Origin of the sequence: Paenibacillus spiritus, from assembly GCF_008710135.1 — a bacterium.
GTDB lineage: Bacteria > Bacillota > Bacilli > Paenibacillales > Paenibacillaceae > Paenibacillus_AQ > Paenibacillus_AQ glufosinatiresistens.
Window position 1 is genome coordinate 181,600 of sequence record NZ_VYKK01000004.1, and the last position, 19,888, is coordinate 201,487.

At 44.6% G+C, this 19,888-nt stretch carries 17 protein-coding genes and 1 pseudogene; 9 read left to right on the top strand and 9 right to left on the bottom strand.

Annotation, left to right across the window (positions count from 1 at the left end):
* Positions 1-65 precede the first annotated feature (65 nt).
* From F4V43_RS02615 to F4V43_RS02655, 9 genes are all read left to right on the top strand, one after another.
* A complete protein-coding gene (locus F4V43_RS02615) occupies positions 66-275 on the top strand; it encodes a hypothetical protein (RefSeq protein ID WP_150456688.1) in 210 nt (69 codons plus the stop codon).
* Complete coding sequence (locus tag F4V43_RS02620) at positions 262-3,351, top strand: fibronectin type III domain-containing protein (protein ID WP_150456689.1); 3,090 nt, start codon at positions 262-264, stop codon at positions 3,349-3,351. Before F4V43_RS02615 ends, F4V43_RS02620 begins: the two co-directional genes overlap by 14 nt.
* Positions 3,352-3,410: 59 nt before the next feature.
* Positions 3,411-3,953, top strand: coding sequence for a phage holin family protein (locus tag F4V43_RS02625; protein WP_150456690.1), 543 nt, complete (start codon positions 3,411-3,413; stop codon positions 3,951-3,953).
* A gap of 97 nt (positions 3,954-4,050) precedes the next feature.
* Positions 4,051-4,932 carry an N-acetylmuramoyl-L-alanine amidase gene (locus tag F4V43_RS02630; RefSeq protein WP_150456691.1) on the top strand — a complete coding sequence of 294 codons (882 nt, stop codon included), beginning with the start codon at positions 4,051-4,053 and terminating at the stop codon, positions 4,930-4,932.
* Between the two features lie 28 nt (positions 4,933-4,960).
* Complete coding sequence (locus F4V43_RS02635) at positions 4,961-5,356, top strand: hypothetical protein (RefSeq protein ID WP_150456692.1); 396 nt, start codon at positions 4,961-4,963, stop codon at positions 5,354-5,356.
* Between the two features lie 67 nt (positions 5,357-5,423).
* Positions 5,424-10,124, top strand: coding sequence for a fibronectin type III domain-containing protein (locus F4V43_RS02640; RefSeq protein WP_150456693.1), 4,701 nt, complete (start codon positions 5,424-5,426; stop codon positions 10,122-10,124).
* Between the two features lie 383 nt (positions 10,125-10,507).
* On the top strand, positions 10,508-10,747 hold the full coding sequence (locus F4V43_RS02645) for a hypothetical protein (RefSeq protein WP_150456694.1): 240 nt from the start codon (positions 10,508-10,510) through the stop codon (positions 10,745-10,747).
* A 45-nt stretch (positions 10,748-10,792) separates the two neighbouring features.
* Complete coding sequence (locus tag F4V43_RS02650) at positions 10,793-11,425, top strand: replication/maintenance protein RepL (RefSeq protein WP_150456695.1); 633 nt, start codon at positions 10,793-10,795, stop codon at positions 11,423-11,425.
* 126 nt (positions 11,426-11,551) lie between these two features.
* Complete coding sequence (locus tag F4V43_RS02655; protein ID WP_223879752.1) at positions 11,552-12,415, top strand: endonuclease NucS domain-containing protein; 864 nt, start codon at positions 11,552-11,554, stop codon at positions 12,413-12,415.
* 163 nt (positions 12,416-12,578) lie between these two features.
* Here F4V43_RS02655 and F4V43_RS02660 read toward each other — a convergent pair whose 3' ends face one another.
* The 9 genes and pseudogenes from F4V43_RS02660 to ribD all read right to left on the bottom strand — a co-directional run bounded on the left by F4V43_RS02660 (position 12,579) and on the right by ribD (position 19,778).
* On the bottom strand, positions 12,579-13,283 hold the full coding sequence (locus tag F4V43_RS02660; RefSeq protein WP_150456697.1) for a hypothetical protein: 705 nt from the start codon (positions 13,281-13,283) through the stop codon (positions 12,579-12,581).
* Between the two features lie 71 nt (positions 13,284-13,354).
* Positions 13,355-13,486 (bottom strand): annotated as a pseudogene (locus F4V43_RS02665) (sporulation protein YtfJ); the annotation flags it as partial.
* Positions 13,487-13,580: 94 nt separating this feature from the next.
* Entirely contained in the window at positions 13,581-14,306 is a 726-nt protein-coding gene (locus tag F4V43_RS02670; protein WP_191089453.1) for a DUF2953 domain-containing protein, read from the bottom strand.
* Between the two features lie 292 nt (positions 14,307-14,598).
* Positions 14,599-15,210: an SMC-Scp complex subunit ScpB gene (gene scpB, locus F4V43_RS02675; RefSeq protein WP_150456699.1), complete on the bottom strand. Its 612-nt coding sequence runs from the start codon at positions 15,208-15,210 to the stop codon at positions 14,599-14,601.
* Complete coding sequence (locus F4V43_RS02680) at positions 15,179-15,970, bottom strand: segregation and condensation protein A (protein ID WP_150456700.1); 792 nt, start codon at positions 15,968-15,970, stop codon at positions 15,179-15,181. Before F4V43_RS02680 ends, scpB begins: the two co-directional genes overlap by 32 nt.
* A gap of 147 nt (positions 15,971-16,117) precedes the next feature.
* Entirely contained in the window at positions 16,118-16,582 is a 465-nt protein-coding gene (gene ribE, locus F4V43_RS02685; protein ID WP_150456701.1) for a 6,7-dimethyl-8-ribityllumazine synthase, read from the bottom strand.
* Between the two features lie 48 nt (positions 16,583-16,630).
* A complete protein-coding gene (locus tag F4V43_RS02690; RefSeq protein WP_150456702.1) occupies positions 16,631-17,884 on the bottom strand; it encodes a bifunctional 3,4-dihydroxy-2-butanone-4-phosphate synthase/GTP cyclohydrolase II in 1,254 nt (417 codons plus the stop codon).
* Positions 17,885-17,966: 82 nt separating this feature from the next.
* Positions 17,967-18,632, bottom strand: coding sequence for a riboflavin synthase (locus F4V43_RS02695; protein ID WP_150456703.1), 666 nt, complete (start codon positions 18,630-18,632; stop codon positions 17,967-17,969).
* A 15-nt stretch (positions 18,633-18,647) separates the two neighbouring features.
* On the bottom strand, positions 18,648-19,778 hold the full coding sequence (gene ribD / locus F4V43_RS02700; protein ID WP_150456704.1) for a bifunctional diaminohydroxyphosphoribosylaminopyrimidine deaminase/5-amino-6-(5-phosphoribosylamino)uracil reductase RibD: 1,131 nt from the start codon (positions 19,776-19,778) through the stop codon (positions 18,648-18,650).
* Positions 19,779-19,888 lie beyond the last annotated feature (110 nt).

A 19,888-nucleotide genomic window follows, 5' to 3' on the forward strand; every position in this document is an offset into this window, starting at 1 on the left:
ATATTGCGGCGTGTATCTATTTTTTGAGAGAACGCCGCTTTTTAATTAGAAAGGAACTGATATGTATGCCTTCAATTACAAAAAGGATAAAAGATAAGTATTCAATGAATGATTTGACAGGAATTCAAGTACAAGATCCAGCAATAGGAGGCACATTAACTTTATCAAATAATCAATGGGTGGTGTCAAAAGGATTAAAAGTTCCTGTCGTAACAGAGGACCTAACTGATAACAATGTATTGTTCTTTAGGAGTGATTTATATGCTAACTCCTAGAGGTTTTCATCATTTTAATCATAATGGTAAGACTTTAAAAATACCCTATTATTCATTAAATGATTTAACGCAATCTTCACTGCGTTTTCGAAGTAATAATGAATTATTCGCTTATGAATTAAAAACACCAACAAACTCATCATATCTTCGCTTTCGTTCTTCTGGAAATGTTAAAGGTATTGGTGTTGATATAGTGAGCGCACCACAAACACCGCCTGGTGTGGTTACGAATTTGTATGTATCCAGCATCTCTAGAACTACCGTATCTCTTAGCTGGCTACCTTCAACTGGAGCCACTTCCTATGACATTTACAAAGATGGGGTGATGATCGGTAGTACATCGTCATCGAGTTATACGGTAAGCTCTTTAACCGAAAATACAAGTTATTTGTTTGAAATTATCGCAAAGAACAATTATGGCTCATCTGTTTCGGTTTCTATGTCCGTCAAAACACCAAAAAGCGAACAGGGCGCAATCTTCGAATTAAATTTTTCTAATATGAAAAACACCGTGTCGAATGCAATCTATGACAAAGTTAACAATACTCCTTGCACTCTTGTTGGTGTTAATCATAGCGGTCAAGATGGATGGATCAGCGAAAAAGGTTTGACACTATCTCCCGAAGCTTATATTAATGTAAATTCAACCTTCGAACCTTTCTCTAATGCCCTTATTGGATGCAATGAGAGCGGAATTACCATTGAATTCGCCGCCACAGAAGTAAAGGGGGATATATTTCGGAACGAATCCACTAGTTCATATATGTATATGAGCAATATAGCGAATACTAATATTCGGTATATAAACACAAGTGGAGCGGAAAAGTTGCTCAGTCCTAGTACAAGCGCCTGGATAGTTGACGGAGATGTAACAAAAGCCGGAGAAGATATTCATAATGGGAATCAGGAGTTGAATGTATATGTATTGCGACTGCATCCAGACGGGAAAAGCGATTTATGGTTTAACGGGAGAAAGAGTGCAACCAATGTTTCCGTACCCACTGACTTCTCAAAGTGGAATTTCTCTAGTTTAACAACTGGGAAATTATATATTAGACGCAATTTATACAATTTGAATTCAGCCTCTACGACCATTCAATCATTTCGCATATATAATCGTCCTCTCTCAGACATAGAGGTTTCAGAAAGATATTCGTACATAAAATCTAATGAGCCATTAACGACTGTAAATATTTATCCTAATAGCCCTTTAACTATCCCATTAGGTTCTACCCAGGCATTAAGCGTAAAAACGATTCCTAAACTATATGAGACTATGATAAATAACAGTTTTGAGAGCGGCAATGCGGGTTTTGTCATGGTCAATCAAACTGGGACACTTACCGGAATACATGAGGGCGAAACATTGGTAACAATTCAGTCTAAGTTTGGATCTCAAGTCTTCAATAATTCTGTCACTGTGAAGGTGGGAGAAACAGGAGTGGCTGCACCTATATCTAATAGGACTGTTACAGGTGTTGCGATAAATAGAAAGCCAGTAGGCGATCTTTATGTTGGACGAAGCTACGCTGCATGGGCAACAACTCTCCCGTTTGATGTTTATAATGATAATCTCTTGATTTGGGAATCCTCCAACCCTTCCGTATGTACGGTCAACGAGTATGGGGTTATTGATGCATACAGTGCTGGAACATCTATGATCAATGTTTGGGATAGTAGTCGTCAATTCTCTGATAGTTTTATGGTGAAAGTTGTTAATTATACACCAATTACAGTTAGTGAATCTGAAAAATATATAGTAAATCCAAATGATTATGGAATAAAGACAGATAAAACTGACTCACTAGCTACAACAATCGGCATCCAAAATGCTCTTGCTTATGCTAAGTCAAATGGATACAAATCTATTGTTTTCCCTAAAGCAAACTATCTAGTTGTTCCTACTACGAACCGCCCTCTTGGAACATTTAATATTCCCGATCAGACTATTGTTGATTTCTCGGGATCAAGGATGGATATAGAAAAAAGCGGAAGAACATCTACCGGCTATTATCTATTCCTCATGGATAATATTAAAAATAGTATTTTGAGAAATATAAATATTTATGGGGAAGCCGATTCGCTTGCTTCAATCAGTGAGGGTGATGAAGGATGTTTATCAGTACAGGTATATGATGCTTATAAATGCGGTATCGAGAATTGTACCTTTGCAAAATCACCTGGTTTTAATGTGGGGACAGGAGTAAGAAGACAAAAAACAGGTACTACTGGTCGAAACATTCCCAAAATCATCTTTGAAGCGGGCTCAATAAATGATGTCGGCAACGTTGATAATAGCGATACACTAAATAAATTCAGAACTAACACTTTGATTGATATTGCCTCGTTAGGCGACTACTTTATGTTAGGTTACGACTTGGGCTATGCTGGCTATGGATACCTTCGCTCTCGCCTCTACAGTATCTATTTCTACGATAATAATCAACAATTCCTATCGAAGCAAAAGTATAATCTTCAGTTCATGAGTTACCCAAAACCAAACAATGCGAAATATTGTAAACTAGTTATTTATCAAGAAACAATTCCCGATACACAAGATGGTGATTTTAATGCACTAGCCTTTCTTAATACACAAGCAATGCCTATAGACTGCTGGTTTACTAATAATGTCTTCGAGGACAACACTAGTTGTGGTCTAGCAATGTGTGGCGGAGAATCATGGAGGATAGAAGGGAATACTTTTAGAAGGAACGGTAAGAGAGCGCCTGCTTGCGATATAGACTGGGAAGATGGATGGGACATGATGGTAGGTGACATTGTAAAAAATAACTATTTCAATTCCAAAACAGGTGTAACGGCAGCAGCCGGTCAAAGATTAATCTGGACAAATAACACTTTTAACAATTCAAACATTACTACTTGGGGAAGAACACAAAACTGGGCAGCTTACAATAACACCTTTAATGGTTTTGGTACAACCAAAAAGTATAGTTTAAGTTGTCAAGCAGAATCCTATTTTGAACGCAATATTATCAGTGGAGCAACATTGGAAACTTCAGTTAACCATTCTGGCGCTTCATACAGCGTCCATACGGGCAATAACACTATAATTTAATTTTCACTTTATGAGAGGGGAATTATTCCCCTCTTTTTATTTGAGACAGGAGTAAAAAGATGATCTTTAAAGAGATTAAAGAAATAATGCTTGATACAGCGATGTATTTCCAAAAATCCATTGATTTTGTTAAGCCCGTTTGGGTTGGTGTTGTAACTGCCGTATCCTATGTCATTTTCCCAACAGACACTTATATTCCAGCGACAATGGCATTACTGTGTACTCTAGCTTTAGACATTATTACAAAATATATTTCTGTGGCCCATTTAAACGGTGGGCTATATAACGCAATTAAAACAAAGAAATTAACGTCTGAGTCTCTATGGAGAGGCACAAGAAAGAAATTGGTTGGAGTATTAGTTGTTTTAATTCTATGTGGTCTTTCTTATAGAATTTCTCCATTTGATGCAATCCCTAATGTCATTCAGTCTATTTGCTTTACAGTTCTCTTTTTGCGAGAAGGGCAGAGTGTGGTAGAAAATCTAATTGATTGTGGTTATGATGACCTGCGTTGGTTGCTTGTGTTTATGAAGAAGAAAGAAAAAGAACTCATTCCTGATGATGAAGTGGACTCCAATGAAGAAGATAAAACGAATATATAAAGGGCAACTAATTAAACGACTCCCCGCATAAAGAAGTACGATTTAAGTATTTGCCCCATTTAATTGTATCAAAGAATACGCGAAGGGAAAGAGATTAATGTCATTCACAATGAAATATGAGATTATCCCTAAATATCTAACTTGTGGAACAAAACGAAGATCAGGCATTAAAATACCGTCTGTAAAATTTCTTGTTGCTCATGATACTGGAAATCCTAACTCATCAGCATTAGGTAATATTAACTACTATGAAAATTCGAAGAACGATGAATCTGCATCTGCTCATATTTTCTTAGATGATAAGGCTATTTATGAGTGTATCCCCGCTTTAACTGGAACGCCAGAGAAAGCGTGGCATGTGCTTTATAACAAAACAAAAGACAATGAACTCTTTGGTTGCAATGCGAACGATGCTGCTATAGGCGTAGAATACTGCTACGGTTCAAAGATTAACTCTGGTGAGGCATATAAACGTTATGTCTGGGTGCTTGCCTATACGTGTTACAAATTTGGACTAGACCCAGGAAAGCATATTACAGGCCATTTTATCCTTGATCCTGAACGAAAAACAGATCCAAAGTCTGGACTTGCTGCCAGTGGCAGAACATTCGAACAGTTGATTAAAGACGTTGTAAATGAATACAAAACATGTAGTAACTCTGCCACACTCTCTCCCTCTCAATCCATTCCCTCGTCGTCTTCCCCTATTACTATTAAGGCTATTTTCACATCAGATAATTCTATTATTGAGGGAATTCTTAAAGATGGCTCAAGTCACATTCCCGTTTCTTCGCTAAAGGAGAAATTAGGAGATGTGGTTACATGGGACAATGTTAATAAGGAGCTGAAAGTTAATAATATCGTAGTCGATGCTTATCTCAAGGATGGAGTTAATTACATATCTGCATCTGGATTAACTAAACTGGGACATAAAATCACTTGGGATAATGCCAATAAAAAATTGTACATAAGTAAGTGAAAATAATTATATTGAGGGGCAATCGATTATGACTAACTTTTATATAATCGTTTCTGTACTATTAGTAGTTCTGATTGGTGGGTATGTCGCTCTTCCTTATGCAAAATCTAAAGGCTGGATTTCAAAAAAGAGCGCAACAGATATTGCCGATTCGATAGATAGAACGATTGATATTACACAGGCAGCCGTAAAAGCCATAGAACTTAAAAGTATTGACATTAAGGCGGTTAACGCAGTTTTAGATATTGCCAATTACACTACTGACTATGTGTTAGGATTGATTACCGCTAAGAACGACGACGAAAAGAGGGAATTATCTAAAGAAATTATACACGATGTGCTGTATATGTTTGGGATTGTACCAACAGCAGCGCAACAGTCATTAATTGATAAGATTATTGACTATACGATTTCAATGAAATGACTAAAACTACTAAAGGGGAGAAGCATATTGCTTCTCTCTTATTTTTTATACAGAAAGGAATTTATCAATGACCAACACGATAGTAGATGTACAACTCCTTAATGATAAAGGGCAAGTTGTTGAAAATGTCTCACCTAAGACATCTGCTCTCGCAGTGTCTATGGAAAATGGGAACACAGTAGAATATGAAATCAATCAGCTAAAACAAACTGGACTAGTAAACGTAATCAATGACAATACCACCGCTCCAACATCGGTATACAGCTCATCCAAAATAAATAGCATTATTAATGAAATTAGTAGTTCTCTTGATAATAAAGCTTCAGCCATTCATTCACACAACTTTGAAAGTATTGGCGATATTGATTTCACTGACAAAACAGATGGAAATGTTCTGTCATTTGAAAATGGTCAATTCGCTTTAAGACCTCCGTCGGCGTCCACAAGCGTTGGAGATGTAAATCTCAAAGAGTATGGGATATCTGGATCAGGTATAACTACAGTTGGGTCAATAGATGCTGGATCGAAAATACTCACCGTTTCCTCTACTAACAGCTTTTCAGTTGGGCAAGATGTTGCTATTACAAATGCCGCTAAAGAGAAAATGCTCGTATTCCTTAAAGTCACAGGATCTCCTTCAGCATCTGGAAAGTTAAAGTTGACCTCTGGTACCAACACCGCAGAGTACAACTTAGAAGTAAAATATCAAACCTTTGACCTTACTTTTGTGGGACAAGCACCGAATGTAACAACACAGTATGGAATTTCACTTGAGTATAATACGAAGTACGTTAATTTACTCGCTAATGAATCGGCTGCTACTTTTGCGACACGACTAGCGACCGACGGATATTTTACAAACTACTGGCCTGGATGGACACTTAGTAATCCATCTACAGGTGTTTTGAGATTTACCTCTACTACTCCCGGCAGTAGAAAATGGGGAACACAAGTATTTGCAAATCCGTCACTGGGTGCTAATTTTGTTGGGACATTTTCTCAAATTGTCGAGGGAACAGGATCAATCGGCTATGTTAAGGCTTTAATAGATAACGGCTCTTCTCTTCCCGGTTGGTCAAAAAACTCTATTGCTTCTGACACCTTATCCTTTGAATACAATACGGTTGGCCCACAGCCGGATATAATATTTGACAATGGTGGCACTGGAGTAACACTCGAGATCAAGACAGTAAAAACAGGTATTGGAGAGCTAATCAGCAAAATCACTTCAATCAACAAACAAGCTAATAACATAACAATTGAAACATCGGCGGACTATTCTGTATCAAATTCATATGTTAGACACGATGATACTAGGGGTATTCAGAAAGCGATTCTGGATTTGTTTGACACTGGTGGAGGTAAAATATATCTACCAAGAGGCACATATAGAATTACAAGACTATATTTAAAAGATGGAGTCTGGATTGTTGGCTCAGGTCAAACAAGCACAAAATTAATATCTCATGAGCTTGTCTGGTCAACTCTCAGGGCAGTTGGTGAAGGTAGCTGGTGGCAATACGGGAGCAAGGATCAGAGAAATGAATACATAGAACATTGGGGCTTTGAAAGTTTAATGGTGACCACAAGTACCAATGATAAAGCCTCTACTCTTCCTTTCACAAAAGTAGCTCTTGAAATGTTTCTTGCAAATGCCGTTCTATGTAGAGATTTGAATATTACAAAGCACTATATGGGCGTCCTAGAAAAATGCAGTTGGTATACTCACTTTGAAAACATACTGGTCCAGTACTGTCATCATGGTTGGCAAGCGCCATATTTTGAAGTGTCCGCTACTCCCTCTAATCATTACAATTGCACAGTAAAAGATAATAGTGGTCTGGGCATATTTATGGATTCAGTGGATATCTTCAATTTCGTTGGTGGAGCAGTCGAAAGAAACGCAATGGGCGGAGTTAAGATTGTAGGCGGCCAAACAAGAACAGTCACCTTTGACACTGTTAATCTCGAAGCCAATGGCGGGATACCCTTAGAAATCGGAGAAGAATCGGGTACGGCACCACAAAGCATCTCATTTAGAAATTGCAGTTTCAAGAATTGGGATACAACAAATAAACAAGCAATTGGTATCAAGCTAAACAAAGTTGTCGGATTTGAATTGTTTGCGCCAAAGTTCTTTAATTATGAAGTTGCTTTTGATACATCGTCTTCATCCTCTTCATTTACTATTACGCATCCCACCTTTGACAAGTGTACGAACTACTACAAATTTAATGGAGGTGCCTTAAATTCCGATCCCTATCTTATGATTTATGGGGACTGGACAGGTATCATTGGACAAAAGAATTTGGGATGGGAACAAATTACCCCTACTAAAAAGTACCTCAAACTCTTAGAAGTTAACGAGATGCTGGAAGCGTATAAGAATGGAACTCTTGGTGGAAATTCAGGCGGTACTATTACATTCGCACAGCGAGGATATATAAATGCCGTTCTCGACTTTGGGGTAACTGTTAATGATAAGACAGTTGATAACAAGACCGCATTAAGCAATGCAATGGATAAGGCAACCGAGTTAAGAATCCCTCTCTACATCCCTGCTGGAGATTATTATTATACTCCTCCTCTAATCATGACAAGTGCCAATTTTGCAACTACAGGCGATAGGAATGTAATGATTTATGGAGCAGGTGGGACAGCAACAAGATTGCTTCCCTTAAATTACAACGCAGACGCTTTGGTCATCCAGACAGTTCCCAAAGGCGATGATACGGTTGCCGGTTCGGGAATTGCCCCATCTGGTTTTATAAAAGATATCTGTATCGAAGGTACAACAAGCAATGCGACAACTAATAACGTTCGTGGGTTATTACTAAGAGGCATGAGACAATTTGAAGTGAAAAGTGTAACAGTAAGAAGAATGCCAATCGGTTTTGATTTGATAGATAACTGTTACGGAACCACATACTATAATTGTCGGAGTCAACTATGTGGGTTGGGCCTTAACCTTCAACATGGCAGTAAGAGCGGCAGCGATCTAAACTTTTATGGATGTTGGTGGGGTGGAAATCTATCTACGATTAGCATCTCTGGCGGCGGTGGCGGATACCATTTCATTGGAGGACAAATTACTGGAGGGCCTGCCAGAGCAGCAGATGCAGATGACTATGGGGCAGTTATAGTAGGGAAAGACTATTTGACTGGAGATCTGGGTACAACTGGAAACATTATCTTTGATGGTATTGATTTTGAAGGTATCCGTTATATGCATGTAATACGTTCGTATGGAGAAACTTCGATAACAGTCCGTAACTCTAGCTTTCTTCAAACGGATACTTCAACAGCGGGTAAAGCCTCTGCTCCTTTGTCTATTTGGAAAGCAACAGGTGCTTCGCAATCCAAGCTTAGTTTTAATAACAATGGGGTTAAAGGTTATTGGAAAGCACTTAAACTATTTGATATTACGGGGCAAGGAAGCCTTATCGATATCCATGAAGAACTAACTAAATATGAGAATGTTTATTTTAATTCGGCCAGTTGGACTCAATGGAAAGACGCTCCACTTCTCGTACAGTCTCAATGTAATATGGGTCATGCATTCTGGAGACAGGGATTCAATTCTGCTAGATGGCTTCATGGTGGCATCATGTATCGCGAAAATGGAGGAAAAGTTGAACAGTCTACAGATTGGGGAGCAACTTGGACTGGGTTCTCTGTGACATCTCTAATTATCAACGGAGGAACGCCAGTAACAGGAACCTCATCTGTTCTTCTCCCTTGTTACAATCTCACGCAGAACATTCCAAATCTCACTGTTCCTGCTGGCTCCACTTGTGATGTAGATTTTACTGTAAATACTGCAAGCATCGCTGATGATGTAAGAGTGATAATAGATAATATGCCTAGTGGAATTACATGGAGTAGTTGGGTCTCAGATAACGGGAAAGTGAGACTAAGACTTGCCAATTTAACAACCTCCGCTATTGTTCTTCCTCCTACCCACAATGTTCGAATCAGTATTACTAAATACCAAACACCTCAAACTCCGAATCAGATCACTTACACCGTTACCGAAGGCGGAATAGTTGTCCTTTCTTGGCCTCCTGTTATAGACGCTACAAGTTACAATGTGTATCAAAATGGAGTTAAGGTCGCTTCTCCTACATCTAGTTCGGTAAATGTAACGGGTCTAACACCAGGAAACTCATATACATTTGAGATTGGTACAGTTGCTTATGGAGATGCCGAATCTCTTCGCTCCTCCTCTGTTCAGCTAACAGCCAAAATTCCAACTGTCTATATTAAAGATACTTTTACAACCGATGCAGCTTCTCTAGGTAATAGTGATAATGGTGTAGCTTGGTCAGGTGGAATGAAAAAATCCAATGGTACTGCTTATGCGGATAGTTGGACACAGGCAAAAATTAATGCTTCGTCAGCAGACTTCTTAATGAACTGCGATGTTACAAGAGGATCGGCTACTTCTCTGGCATTTGGTTTTAGACAAAGCGGTAACGACGATAGCAATAGATGGGTCTTCACTTTAAGTGGGTCAAACGTTACGCTTGCCAAACGGGTAAATTGGACGGATTCAAACGTAGCTGTAGCAACCAAATCCTTTACTGTGGGAGAAATAGCAAACATCAAGATTCGATGCAAAGGCTCATCAATTCGTTGTTATTACAATGATTTTCTTCTATTCGATGTAACGGATTCAAGCCTCAATACACTGACTTATGTTGGCATTCTACCTAGTAACGAGTCGGTGCAAAGATATGATAATTTCACTGTGATTGAGGCAATTTAACGAGTTGATAAAAGTGTAATTTTATGAAGTTTTTTAGGTGAAAAAACCCTTATATACAAAGGATTTTTAGAGCGCAAAAGTTGAAAAAAGAAGTAAAAATGTGATTTTCATTGATTTTGTGATGAATAATATGATTTTTAAGTGAGACGCTGAAATTTAATGATTTCGGTGTCTCTTTTTGTTTTTATTTTTTAACTGCAAAGTTCAGGGGGAACCGAACCATCTCGGTCAAGTTTCCAGCCCTGCTATCGCAGTTCTGTCAAAATGCCCGACCTGCCGCCGTTCCCACCTCTTGCCTACGGCAATTCACCCCCTTCGCGGCTCGAATCAGAATTTAATCATTTGCAGTTTAATCAAAGAAAATTAAAAGGATGATGTTACTGATGAAGACTTACACGACTAAAGATTTTTACCTCACTGTTCTGTTGATGTGCAATGATTTTGAACTTATTGGTTCTGAAAAAAAGAAAAATGGCGTTCATTTTAATTTAAATAATTATAACGATGAAATCCTAAGAAACCTTATTGATCAATTTATCAATATGGAAGCTCTTATAAATATGAGTCTTATGGTTAAAAATACTGCCCTCCTTAGAAAAGAATTGGATAAATATAAAAATTAATAAATCTTCCTAGATGATGAAATGATGAAAAGGATGTAATAATTGATGCCGAAAATTAAGAAGGAAATGAATAAGAAAACCAAAGAAATAATTGATAATGTTTTTGGAACAGATGTTAACACAATGAAAGACCATGTTGCAAGATTGAATGTTATGAACTATATAAATAATGAGTTAAGAGAACAAGAAGAAAATCAGAGATTGTGTTTCAAGCTTTCAGTAGAAGACCCTGATAAAAAGCATTGGATGAAAAACGAACACTTTTTAAAAATATTCAGTCATGAATTTAGGCATATCGAAGACTACTATAGTGTTTCAAAGACCTGCAAACATTTCTTAATGGATTTAGGCGAATTTTTAAAATGGGAAATGAATATCTTGGTAGATGAATATGATTATCCGTTAAATCAGACAAGATTGGCAGAAAAACTTGGAATTGAAACAAGAACAATACGCAAAAACATGAAAGAACTCGAAGAAAGATGTCTTATACATAAGATAGAAATACATAAAGAAGTCTTCTATATTGTGAACCCGTATCTTATTTTCATTGGACAAAATATCAACTATTGTATTCCAAGGTTATTCGATGAGATTGGATATATCAATAGTGGAATGATAGAAAAAGAAACTAGAAATGATAGAAGGAAAAATCAAGAAAAACGTGTTGAAATCTAAGTTATTTGACAATTATACCGGAATTTCTGCTCCGGTGAGGGAATATAAATTGTAGTAAAAATAAGGACTATTTTTTGGTCATCGGAACGCAAATTCCGGTGACTTTTATATTGAGGAGAGATGATGATGCCAATGATTATAGAAGATCAAGAGATAATAGATTTATATACTGGAGAAATTAGTTTTTTGAAAGATGTTCCACTATCTGATATACCGGATATGGATGAATATAATTGCGTTAATATGATTACTTCTTATGATAGAAGATATAAGACAAATACAAAGGCGTTAAGAGACATATTCGATGAAGGATCATTAAGTTGTGAAGCCCTTGGGTTTCTTGGTCATTTCGGATGGTGCTTGCACTCACCCACGAATTCATTGTTCATTAATAATGAGAATCCCACGCAAGACCAAATGTGCAAATATTTGAATATAGGAAGAACAAAATTAAATTCAGCAATCAAAGAGTTGGAGTCTCATAATATAATCTTGAGAAAAAAGATTAATGGATGCACCATAATATATTTCAATCCAGAACTGTATCATACAGACGATGTTTCTGAAATGACAAAGAACTTGTTTATTGACGCTAAAAGAAATATGGATGACAGGGGATTAGATAAAAATAACTATCTGGAAAAAGATTTAGAGAACTATCTAAAAGACAACCTCTGCCTCGTAGAAGATGGTATGACATTAATAGGGTGTCAATATTCCGTAACTGACGGATATATAGATATTTTAGCAGAAGACATTTTTAGATGTAAGTGTATCATTGAGTTAAAAATCAAGAATGATGACACGTCTTTAGTTTTTCAGTCCGTATATTATCCTTCAGAGTTTAATGAAAAAGTCAGAATGATTACCATAACACCGGGATACGTTCCCCGAATAAAACAATCTCTTGAGTCTCTTAGGTATGTCGAACTTATGGAATACTATTTTGAAAATGATGAATTAAGGATTAAAAAATTAAAGAAACAATAAACAAAACAACAAACCCCCATTTGGATATATTCCATTTGGGGGTTATTTGTTTCTGCATAATCTCAAGTTGTAATAATATGTTTCCCCATAATCAAAATAACCATACCCCTACTTTGGATATTAATCCTCGGTAGGGGTATTTTTTTCACTTTGACTATATTCACTAATTCTCTGTGCTTTGATCAAACTCTTCAATTTTTTTCAATCTTAATTCCCGCATCTTTTCACGATTTCTCTCTCCCCTACATCTGTTACATCTTGTCCCATTTCTAAAATCTTTAATTCTCGTCCTCCCTCTTCCTCCACAAGAACAGTTATATTCAAACGAATAATTAGATCCTTTATATTCTCCAATTAATTCGCAGCCTTCTCTTGCTAACTCTTGACGGATTTCTTCTGTGCTTTTTCTCATTCGTTCCTCAAAACAAAATCGGCATCGTTTCCCCGAGTCCCACTTATTCCAATTCACTTCCCATTCGTGATTGTTGGGGCACAAAACTTTAATTTCAGTTTTATTGGTGCTATATTTTACCTTTCCTTGATTGCTAATAACTTTGTAGCCTTCGGATTCTAGTTCTTTTTGAAATTTATCTGCCATTGCTTGCTGATATTCTTTTCGTGTGACTCCATTTTCTCCGAAGCCTTTGAAGTTCAATCCTCGTTTTTCAAAGTTGCACCTTGGGCATCGGTTCCCCTGCTTGAATTTAACCCATGTGACGCTGTATGAGTGGCCTTTTGGACATGACAGGTCAATATATCCCCTAAAGCCATTCCACGCCTTAGAATGGAGCCTATAGCCCTCAGATTCGATCATGAATTTCATCTCTTCAAACTTCTTTAATTTTTGTTCCTGGTTTAGAGGCGGCATGTTATTCAACTCCCTTACGAATACAGATTATAACATATATAAAATCAATTTTAGGGGTTTAATGTAGCTTTCTTGGTTCTTTTATAAATATCACACCCGTCCGGCGTATTCACCGGATCGCCGACGATCGTGTTGACATCGACCATGGCTTTGATGTTCTCCATTGCGGTCTGCATCAGGCCCTGAATGGGATGGTCACTCATGAATAGTCCTCCTTAATGAGCTGTAATGAACTGTAGCGATCAATTACAGTGTGCGCCCGGACTGGTTCAATTATGTACGCCCATCCTCAAGGGATCAGGCTGCGGGCCGCCGGCTTCCGGCTTCGCTCCGAAGGCCACGCAGCATGCTCTTCCAGTTGCTCCATCCATTCTCCGCAGCCCGCACCCGGCGCAGGAGCTTCCAGCCGGCCGCAGCCAGCTCCGCCACCCGAATCCGGCCCGCCGCTTCCATCTCCGTGACAAAAGACAGCTGGTCGCTGTAGACGGGCTTGACGAACAATCGCGGTCTTTGCTGCAGGCGGACATACCGCGAGAGCCAGCCGACGGCGATCCATTTGCAGCCCCAGAGCGCTCCGGCGGCCACAGCGGTCTCCGCCGCGTCTCCAAGAGAGAAGTCGGTAGCCCAATCCAGCCGGGTAATCCGGACGCGGGAGAGCGTCTCAACCGACCATTCCTTCATCCCGTCGGTTCCCTGCAGCGCCTGCCGGCAGGTGCGAAGCATCCGCTCCACCGCTTCCTTGTCCACGCGCTTGCGCTCCTCTGCCGGTCCGATCAGCTGGTCCATCCCCGACCGTTCGAGCCGGACCTTCAGCCCTTGTCTCAACCCGTCGAATACAATGGACGGAACGGTGTACTGCATGTTGACGAGACCATAGAACGCCTTGACGTCGATCCGGACCCGGTCATTACGGCCGGAGCGGTTCAGGTGAACCTTGAATTCGATGAAAGAGATCAGAATCAGCGCGACAAGCGCTGCCACCGCGGCCAGCACGGCGATCCCCACTATCCATCCTATAGGCATGCTTTCTTCCTCCCGGACATTCGTCATGACTGCCACCTCAGGTAGTATGGCGAATTGAACTGGGAAAAATTCGCTGCGCTCGTTCCTCGTCCGGACCTCCTGCCGCATGAAGAGATACGAAGACAGGCCGAAGCAGAGAACGGCAGCGGCCACCTGAACCGGAGTCTAGGGTGTCCAGCCCGATAGCCGGCAGCTCTAGAGGAACCCAAAAACGCCCGCCGGCGCTTGCCGGAACGTGTCCGGTAAGCGCCAGCGGGCGTTGTCGTTGTCAGAGAAGGAAGACCGGAGTCCGTCAGTCATCGGTCCCGGGACCGACTTCGTCCAGGGTCATCTGCCGGGTATCCAGCTTGTCGAACAGCAGCTGGGTCTCTTCCTCCAGACTGTCGCTATCGCCTCCGGCCGGCTCGGGCAGCTGGTTCAGGCTGGCCAGCCCGAAGCTGTCCAGGAACGCCTTGGTCGTGCCGTACAGAATCGGCCGGCCCACCGCTTCGGAGCGGCCGACCTCCATGATCAGATCCTTGTTCACCAGCGTGTGGATGGCCCGCTCGGCCTTGACGCCGCGGATTTCTTCAATCTCCACCCGGGTAATCGGCTGCCGGTAGGCCACAATGGCCAGCGTCTCCAGTGCTGCCTGGGACAAGGTGGCCCGCGACGGAGAATACGCCAGCCGCTCAAAATAAGGGGCATGCTCGGGCAGCGTGGCCAGCTTGTAGTTGCCCGCAATCTGCACCACCTGAAGTCCCCGTCCCGCCGAAGCGAATTCAGAGCGCATATCGCCCAGCACGCGGCCGATCAGGTCGGGCTTTTGCTCGGTAATCTCGCCGATCTGACGGGTGGACAGACCGTCCTCGCCCGCCAGGAACAGCAGCCCTTCAATAACTGATTTCAGTGTCTTGTAATCCATTCCATTCGTCTCCTCCTCTCCACTCCATGACGATGTCCTCGAACAGCCGCTCCTGATAGCAGAAGATCGCCTTCATCTTCATCAGCTCCAGAATGGCCAGGAATGTGGCCACAATTTCATGGCGGGCCATCTCGTCATGCAGCAGGGACGAGAACCGCAGCCGCCCGCCTTTGCCGAGCAGACGCAGCGACTCCGACACATCGCGGATGCGGTCCTTGACCGATATTTCATCCCGGGTGATCCGGGCGTAGGAGGAACGGCGGGCCGCCTTGCCCAGCGCCTTGCGGAACGCCGCAATCAGGTCGGCGGTATGCAGACCCTTGACGCCCGAGGCTTCCTGCTCCGGCACGAACGGGGCGAGATCGTCGGGTTCCTTGGTGAAGATCAGGCTCCGCTCGCTCTCAAGATCCAGCAGCTGAACGGCAATCGACTTGTATTTGCGGTATTCGATCAGACGCTGCACCAGCTCCGCGCGCGGATCGTACTCTTCATCCTCGTAGAAATCCATATCCTCGAACTCGATCACCGGCGGCTTCGGCAGCAGCATTTTGCTCTTGATGGACAACAGCGTCGCGGCCATGACGAGAAATTCACTGGTCACATCCAGTTCCAGCTCCTGCATCGTCTGCAAATAGTCCATGTATTGTTCGGTGATTTCGCTGACCGGGATGTCCTGGATGTCGATCTCCGCCTTGTCGATCAGATGCAGCAGCAAATCCAGCGGACCCTCAAACGTCTCCAGCTTGTACAAAACCGTCACGCGTCATCCTCCTAGTGGGTAAAAGCCCGGGCAAATGCAAAAGGCAGCGCCTCTGAAGACGCTGCACAAGGGCAAAACGGACTTTTGCGCTTTCTTCCTATATTAATAAATAAGCACGAAAACGACGGCTTCGTCAATAGCCCGGGCTTAAAACAATTTGGACAGGTTGGCCATTTCAATGGCGCTGGCCGCCGCGTCCCAACCCTTATTGCCGGCTTTGGTGCCCGCCCGCTCGATGGCCTGCTCGATATTCTCCGTCGTCAGAACGCCGAAGATGGTCGGCACACCGGTCTTCAGCGCAATTGCCGCTACTCCCTTGGATACTTCATTGCAGACATAGTCATAGTGGGTCGTCGAACCGCGGATAACGGTGCCGAGCGTGACGACCGCATCGTACTTGCCGCTCTCGGCCATCTTCTGGGCAATGAGCGGAATTTCAAATACGCCCGGTACCCAGGCTACGTCGATCTCTTCGTCCTTGACGCCGTGGCGCTTGAACGCATCCAGCGCTCCCGACAGCAGCTTGCTCGTAATAAACTCGTTGAAGCGGCCCACGACCACCCCGTACTTCAATCCATCCGATACTAAATGTCCTTCAAAATATTGCGGCATAATCCCTCTCCCTTTCTCTTCTTCAAATTAGAATCAGACGCGGCCTGTCTAGGATTTAGAATTCTCATCCTGCTCGATATCGTCGAATTTCAGCAGATGCCCGAGCTTCGACTGCTTCGTGTGCAGGTACCCGGTATTGTCCTTGTTCTCGGGCATCTGGATCGGAACGCGCTCGACCACTTCCAGACCGTAGCCTTCCAGCCCTTTGATCTTGCGCGGATTGTTGGTCATCAGCCGGATCTTCCGGACCCCGAGATCCTTCAGAATCTGGGCGCCGATGCCATAGTCGCGCAGATCCGCCGGGAACCCGAGCTTCAGGTTGGCGTCTACCGTATCAAGCCCCTGCTCCTGGAGCTTGTAGGCTCTCAGCTTGTTGACAAGGCCGATCCCCCGGCCCTCCTGCCGCATATAGAGCAGTACGCCCCTGCCCTCCGCCTCAATCTGGCGCAGCGCCGCCTCGAACTGCGGCCCGCAGTCGCAGCGGTGCGAATGGAACACATCGCCGGTGAGGCACTCGGAATGGACGCGGACGAGGACCGGTTCGTCTCCGGAAATCTCGCCTTTGACCAAGGCGACATGCTCCTTGTCATCCACCTCGTTCGTATAGGCTATCGTCTGGAATTCGCCGAAATCGGTCGGCAGCCGGACCGAGACTTCCCGGGTAACGAGATTCTCCTTCTCGTTGCGGTAATGAATCAAGTCCTTGATGCTGATCAGCTTGAGATCATGCTGTCTGGCGATCTCCACCAGGTCCGGCAGCCGGGCCATCGTCCCGTCCTCCTTGATAATCTCGCAGATGGCGGCCGCCGGGTAGGCGCCGCACAGCCGGGCGAGATCGACGGCGGCCTCGGTGTGGCCGGAGCGGCGCAGGACGCCGCCTTTTTTGGCAATCAGCGGGAACATATGCCCCGGCCGGCGGAAATCCGCCGCAGTGGCCTTGGGGTCCATGATCGCCTTCACGGTTAACGACCGTTCATAGGCGGAAATACCGGTTGTCGTATCTTTATGGTCGATCGACACCGTGAACGCGGTGCCGTGGAAGTCGGTATTCCGGCTGACCATCGGCTTCAGATCCAGTTCCTCGGCCCGCTCCGCCGTAATCGGCAGGCACACCAGCCCCCGGCCATGGGTAATCATGAAATTCATAACCTCGGGCGTCGTCCGTTCCGCCAGTGCCACGAAGTCGCCTTCATTCTCGCGGTCTTCATCATCGACGACGATGACGACCTTGCCCCGCATCAGATCGTAGATCGCCTCTTCGATCCGGTCGAGCACACGCTCCTGCCCTTGCGATTCATCCATCTTCTTTTCCTCCTGGCAGGACTCCCGAATTCCGCAGGACGCGTCTTCCGGCAATCCCTTTACTTGGGGCGGGGACAGATTCTTATAGAAATCCGTTCGCCGCCAAAAATTCGCTGCTGATCTTGGATTCGCTGCGCCCCTCGCCTGCCGGTGTTGAGCCGTAATGCAGCAGGTGATCGACATATTTGCCGAGAACATCGCATTCCAGGTTGACGCTGTCGCCCGCATGCTTGTAACCGAGCACCGTCTCGCCAAGCGTATGCGGAATAATGGATACCGTGAACGACGAGCCGGCAGCCTGGACAACCGTCAGGCTGATTCCGTCAATGGTGATCGAGCCTTTCGGGATAATGAATTTGAACAATTCCGCCCGATCCGGCACAATCTCGATCACCACGGCGTTCTGGTCCCGCTTCATCCCGCGGATAATGCCGGTTCCGTCCACATGTCCCTGGACGATATGGCCGCCGAAGCGGCCGCCCGCCGCCATGGCCCGCTCCAGATTGAGCCGGCTTCCCGCGCGTAGCTCCTTGAGCGTTGTATGGCGGTAAGTCTGCGGCATGACATCGACGGTAAAATGCCCTTCGCTTATCGACGTCGCCGTCAAGCATACGCCGTTGACGGCGACACTGTCGCCGATCTTCAGATCTCCCATAATTCTCTTCGCTGCAATCGAGAGAACCATCATTTCGCCGCCGGATGAGACGCCGCGCAGGCTTCCCACCTCTTCCACAAGTCCGGTGAACATAGCCTCCACCTCTCTTTAGGATAATTCCGCCGCATGCTGCGGCCCGAAGGTCCCCGGAATGCCGGTCAGACAGAGATTGTCGCCGAGCCGCTCGACCTCAAGCTCCCGCAGGACAATGGCGTCCGCCATCCGCTCCACACCGCCGAAGCTGAAAGCCGACGGCGCTTCGGCGCCTCCCCCGACAATCTTCGGAGCCAGGAAGAGGACGACACGGTCTACCAGTCCCTCCTCCATCATCGCTCCGTTCAACTCCCCGCCGCCTTCCAGCAGTATGGAGCCGATCTCCATCCGGCCGAGCCGATCCATCGCCTGGTGCAGGTCGACGCGCGAGCCGCTGCCGCAGCGGATGATCTGTACCCCCGTCCGGGCCAGAGCCGCTTCCCGTTCCGGGTCGGCATCCTCGGTCGTCAGAATAATCGTCGGGGCCTGACCGTCCGCAACAACCGCCGCCTCCAGCGGTGTGCGGAGTCTGGAATCGACCACAATCCGGACCGGGTTCAGCCCCGGAACCGGGAGCCGGGTCGTCAGCGAAGGATTGTCGGCCAGAACCGTGCCCACGCCGACCATTATGCCCTGATGGCGATGGCGCAGCGTGTGTACGACCTCGCGCGACTCCTCATTGGAAATCCACTTGCTGTCGCCGGTACGGGTCGCGATCCGGCCATCCAGGGTGCTTGCCGTCTTCAAGGTCACGAACGGCAGACGGGTCAGAATATATTTGATGAATTTCTCGTTCAACCGCAGCGCCCGTTCCCGGAGCACCCCAACCTCGACCTCGACTGCGTGCTCGCGCAGCATGGCAACTCCCCGGCCTGACACCAGCGGGTTGGGATCTTCGCAGGCCACGACGACCCGGGCCACCCCTTCGTCGATCAGCCGTCTGCTGCAAGCGGGCGTAAGGCCCGTATGGCTGCACGGCTCCAACGTGACATAAGCGGTTCCGCCCTTGGCCTGGCCTGCGGCCATATTCAGCGCGTGCACCTCGGCATGTCCGGTTCCCCGCTTCAGATGCGTGCCGACGCCGATTACGGCCCCGTCCTTGACCACCACGCAGCCGACAACCGGATTGATCCCGGTCTGACCTTGGGCCCGTTCCGCCATATCCAGCGCGAGCGACATGTAAAACTCATCATTCATTATATCCATAGAATGGCTGCGACCTCTCCTCCGTGGCATGATAGCTGTTATAAGTATGCATCAAAAAAACCGTCTTGCGCTCCAGGGAGTCAAGACGGTTGAATGCAGAGAGCCATGCA